Consider the following 4104-nt stretch of genomic DNA (forward strand, 5'->3'; position numbering starts at 1 on the left):
AGTTTCTCGATGGGCCACTGGGACCCGTGCTTCGCGTCGCGGCATGTGGCCGTCGTGGCCAGGCTTGACGGGCGACCGATCGCCTTCGTGACCCTCTGGACGTCCGGAGACGGCCGCGAATGCATGCTCGACCTGATGCGGCAGTTGCCCGACGCGCCGAACGGAACCATGCACCGGCTCGTCGTGGCCGCCATCGCCGCCGCGGCCGAGCGCGGTGCGGAACGCTTCAACCTCTGCTCGGCGCCGCTTTCCGGGCTGGACCGAAGCGGCGAAACGGGTGCGCTCTCGCGGATCGGGCACCAATTCTACGACCGGTACGATGACCGCCACGGCCTTCGCGGGCTGCGGCGCTTCAAGGAGATATACCGACCCGCCTGGACCATGCGCAGCGTCGCCGCCGCCGGACCGCTGGGCCTGATCGAGGCGCTCTTGACCGCGCATTTGCTGGTCGCCCGAAAGCTGCCGCCTCACATGGCGACGTCGGACCGGATGGTTGCCGTCGCGGCCCCTGCGCAACCGCTTGTGGCTTTGGCCGAGGAGCAGGAGGCTGCAACGCCTGCCACCGATGCGCGCCGAAGCGCCTGACACGCGCACGATGCCACCGGTCACCACGCCTCCTAACGGCCCAGCGACGTCTGCCACGCGGACAGGAAATACTTGCGCTTCAGCTCGTCGAGATGGGTCAGCAGGCCGGGCGTCAGCCGGATCGGCAGGAAGGTCCCGAGGTGGTTGCGGATCTCCTGCTCGATCTGGGACGAGGGCGTTGGCGTCTGCACGAGCGGCAGCAGCGGCGTCCGGTCGTCGAGGACGCGCTGCCCGTCCTCGGACAGAAGGAAGCCGATGAACTGCGCCGCAAGATCCGGCTGGCGCGCACCCTTCGGCACGAAGGCGGTGCGCGACATCACCAGGTTGTAGTCGTCGAAGAAATGCAGCGCCAGGTGCGGCTCGGTCTCGGCCTGCGCGGCCGCGTACGATCCGATGGCGTTGAACGCGAAGGCCAGCTCGCCGCGCGCGGTCGCCTCGACCATCTCGGAGGTGCAGCAGAACGTGCGCAGATCGGCACGGCCGAGGACCTCGAACAGCCGCAACGCCTGCGGCCCCTGAAGGCTGTCCTGCGTCGCGTAGAGGTATCCGATGCCGGATTCGGCGATGTCGTAGGTGCCGATGCGGCCGCGGAAGCGCGCCTCGTTCTCGCGCACGAAGGTGGCGAGGTCGCGGTGGTTGTCGGGCAGTTCGGCCTTGGCGATCGCCCGCGTGTCGTAGATCATCACGGCCGGCTCGAAGGTGAAGCCGAAGATCTCGGACCGCCACGCGGCCCAGTCCGGCGGGACGATCTGCGCCGGCAATTCGGTGCGCTGCGCCATGCCGCGATTGACCAGGTCGACCTGCAGGTCCATCGCCGACGAGATGACCACGTCCGGGGGATCGCCGGCCTCGCGGCTCAGCATCGCGTGGTAGAGCGACAGCGTCTGGAACTCGACGTAATCGACCTCGACGCCGGGCATGCGCGCCTCGAACGCCTCGACCAGCGGCTGGAAGGCGGGCCTGTCGGTCGCGCTGTGCACCACCAGCGTCTGCGCCGTCACCGGTGCGGCGGGCACGCACAGCGCGATTAGCACAAACGCCAGGATCCGCCGGAAGACCAGCATCACCCCAAGCCCGCCCAGCGCCGAACGGCCAAGCGTCATCTCCGCCCCGTGCCCTTCGGCCACCGCCTTCACGATCGACAGCCCCAGCCCCGAACCCGTGCTCTCCTTCGACAGCGAGGTGAAGCGCTCGGTCGCGCGCGGCAGGTCCGCCTCGGCGATGCCGGGGCCGGCATCCTCGACGCTCAGCCGGACATGCGTGTCGGACGCGGTCAGCGTGATGGTGATCGTCGTGTCTGGCGGGCCGTGCCGCACCGCGTTCTCGATCAGGTTGCGCAGCGCCTCGCGGATCGACACGCTGTCGCCGGCGATCACGTCCTCGCCCTCGCCCACCGCGTCGCCCACGAAGGACAGCGAGACGTGGCGCATCCGGCTGTCGCGCAGGCTTTCCGCCAGGATGTCGCGCACCAGCGGCTTCAGCGCGACGGGCTGCAGGCTCGACCGGTCCGACCGGTGGATCACCATCGCGTTGGCCAGAAGCTGGTTGGTCAGCCGCACGGTCCGCGCGGCCTGCCGGTCGGCCTTGACCAGGCGCGCGCGCATCTGGTCGTGGTCCTTGGCATCGGCGGCCAGCGACAGGTGCCCCTGCAAGGCGGACAGCGAGGTCCGCGTCTGGTGCGCCACGTCGGCGATGAAGGTCTCGGTCAGCGCGCGGCTGCGGCCGAGGCTTTCGATGAAGCCGTTGATCGCGTCGAACAGCCGCCGGATCTCGCGCGGGGGCGCGCCCTCGACCAGCCGCAGGTCCGACGGCTCGCGTTGTGCGAGGTCCGACGCGATCTGCCGCAGCGGCGACAGCGACGTCCGGATCGCCACCCAGACGAAGCCGAGACCGATCAGCGACAGCACGGCAAGGCCCGCAAGGCCCGTGCCGAAGAACGACAGCTGCTGTGCGGTGCGCCATTCGACCGTCTGCCCGACCTGCACCGCGACCCATTGCCGGCCATCCGCGGCGTTCAGCTGCCGGCCCTGAACGACGAAGCGGAACGGCGCGCCGCCATAGGGCGTATCGAAGAACTCGGGCGCCGCCGAGGGGCGCAGATCGGGCGGCATGGGCAGGTCGTCGGTGCCGGTGATCTCACGCTCGCCGGGCACGAAGACGCGGTAGAGCACGCGGTCGACCGGGTTCAGCGACAGGATTTCCATCGCCGAGTTGGGCAGGTCGACCGACACGCCGTCCGGCCCGACCGAGACGCGCTCGAGGATCGCCAGCGCGGCGCCGGCCAGCAGCAGGTCGTGCGTCCGGTTCGCGGCGTTGCGGGAATAGGTCCACAACAGCGCCGAGATCAGCACCAGCAGGATGATGAAGCCCGCCGCCATCGTCACCAGCAGCCGCCGCTGGAGCGAATGGGCCGCGCGCTCAGTCATCGTCGGACAGGTAGGCCATGTAGCCCAGGCCGCGCGCGGTCTTGATGACGAAGGGCGTGCCCTCGAGCTTGCGGCGCAGCCGCGTGACCAGCTGCTCGACCGCGTTCATGCTGGGCGCTTCCTCGAAGGTGTAGAGCCGGTCGGCCACGTCCTCCTTGGTCAGCATCCGGCCCATGTTGTCGATAAGGATTTCCAGCAGCTGGATCTCTCGCGCGCGCATCTGGGTGTCGCACCCGTCGACGGTCGCGCGCTTGGCGGCCCGGTCGAACACCAGCGCGCCGGCCGTGAAGATGTTGCTGGCATTGCCCGCCCGGCGCCGCGCCAGCACCCGGCACCGCGCCGACAGCTCGCGGAAATCGACCGGCTTGATCATGTAGTCGTCGGCCCCGGCATCCAGCCCGACCACGCGGTCGTCGATCTGGCTGCGCGCCGTCAGGATGATCACCGGCGTCTCGTCGGCGCGGCTGCGCAGCGAGCGCAGCACCTCGTAGCCGCTGCGCCCCGGCAGGTTCACGTCCAGCAGGACGATGTCGAACTTGAAGTGGCGCAGAAGCTCGTTCGCCTCGTTGCCGTCGCGCTCGCGGTCGACGGAATGCCCCTCGGCCCGAAGGCGATCGATGATCGTCTCGGCCAGGTCGTCGTTGTCTTCCACCAGCAGCATGCGCATGGCCGGAATCTAGCAACCCGGCACCGTGCCGGAAAGCGCCGGATGCCCCCCGCGCCGCCGGGTCAGCGTCCTGTCAGTTTCGCGTCAGCGTCCGTTCAGCCTGTTTCGCGATAGAGGACGCACCGGGAGAGGACCCGGACAGACAGACCCTGGGAGGATACCTATGTCATTCGCACGCCTTGCCGCGTCCACACTCGTCGCCGCCACCGCCTTTGCGGCCCCCGCCTTCGCGCAAAGCCAGATCGACGATCCGGAATGCGTCGCCCCCGCCAACCCCGGCGGCGGCTTCGACCTGACCTGCCGCATCGCCCAGACCGGCCTTGCGCCGCATGTGAGCGAGCCGATCCAGGTCACGTTCATGCCCGGCGGCATCGGCGCCGTGGCCTACAACCTGTTCAACACCACCCGCACCGATGACGGCTCGGC

The 4104-nt window shown here is 69.4% G+C and carries 3 protein-coding genes and 1 pseudogene; 2 read left to right on the forward strand and 2 right to left on the reverse strand.

Features of this window, described 5'->3' with window-relative positions:
* The coding region (locus tag ACFDTC_RS08470; RefSeq protein WP_375258445.1) for a phosphatidylglycerol lysyltransferase domain-containing protein at positions 1-585 on the forward strand (585 nt) is incomplete at its 5' end.
* Between the two features lie 32 nt (positions 586-617).
* Here ACFDTC_RS08470 and ACFDTC_RS08475 read toward each other — a convergent pair.
* The gene (locus ACFDTC_RS08475; RefSeq protein WP_375258446.1) at positions 618-3011 is read right to left on the reverse strand and encodes an extracellular solute-binding protein; all 2394 of its coding nucleotides are present in this window, start codon (positions 3009-3011) and stop codon (positions 618-620) included.
* Entirely contained in the window at positions 3004-3678 is a 675-nt protein-coding gene (locus ACFDTC_RS08480; RefSeq protein WP_375258447.1) for a response regulator transcription factor, read from the reverse strand. Before ACFDTC_RS08480 ends, ACFDTC_RS08475 begins: the two co-directional genes overlap by 8 nt.
* Before the next feature lie 163 nt (positions 3679-3841).
* On the opposite strand from ACFDTC_RS08480, the pseudogene ACFDTC_RS08485 reads away from it, so the two are divergent.
* Positions 3842-4104: pseudogene (locus ACFDTC_RS08485) on the forward strand (tripartite tricarboxylate transporter substrate binding protein); the annotation flags it as partial.

The sequence above is a fragment of the Citreimonas sp. genome (assembly GCF_042096055.1).
In the GTDB taxonomy this organism is placed as follows: Bacteria; Pseudomonadota; Alphaproteobacteria; order Rhodobacterales; family Rhodobacteraceae; genus Citreimonas.

Excerpts from the sequence above, each read along its gene's own strand:
- ACFDTC_RS08475 (WP_375258446.1), bottom strand. The coding sequence starts at position 3,011 with ATGACTGAGCGCGCGGCCCATTCGCTCCAGCGGCGGCTGCTGGTGACG.
- ACFDTC_RS08480 (WP_375258447.1), bottom strand. The coding sequence starts at position 3,678 with ATGCGCATGCTGCTGGTGGAAGACAACGACGACCTGGCCGAGACGATC.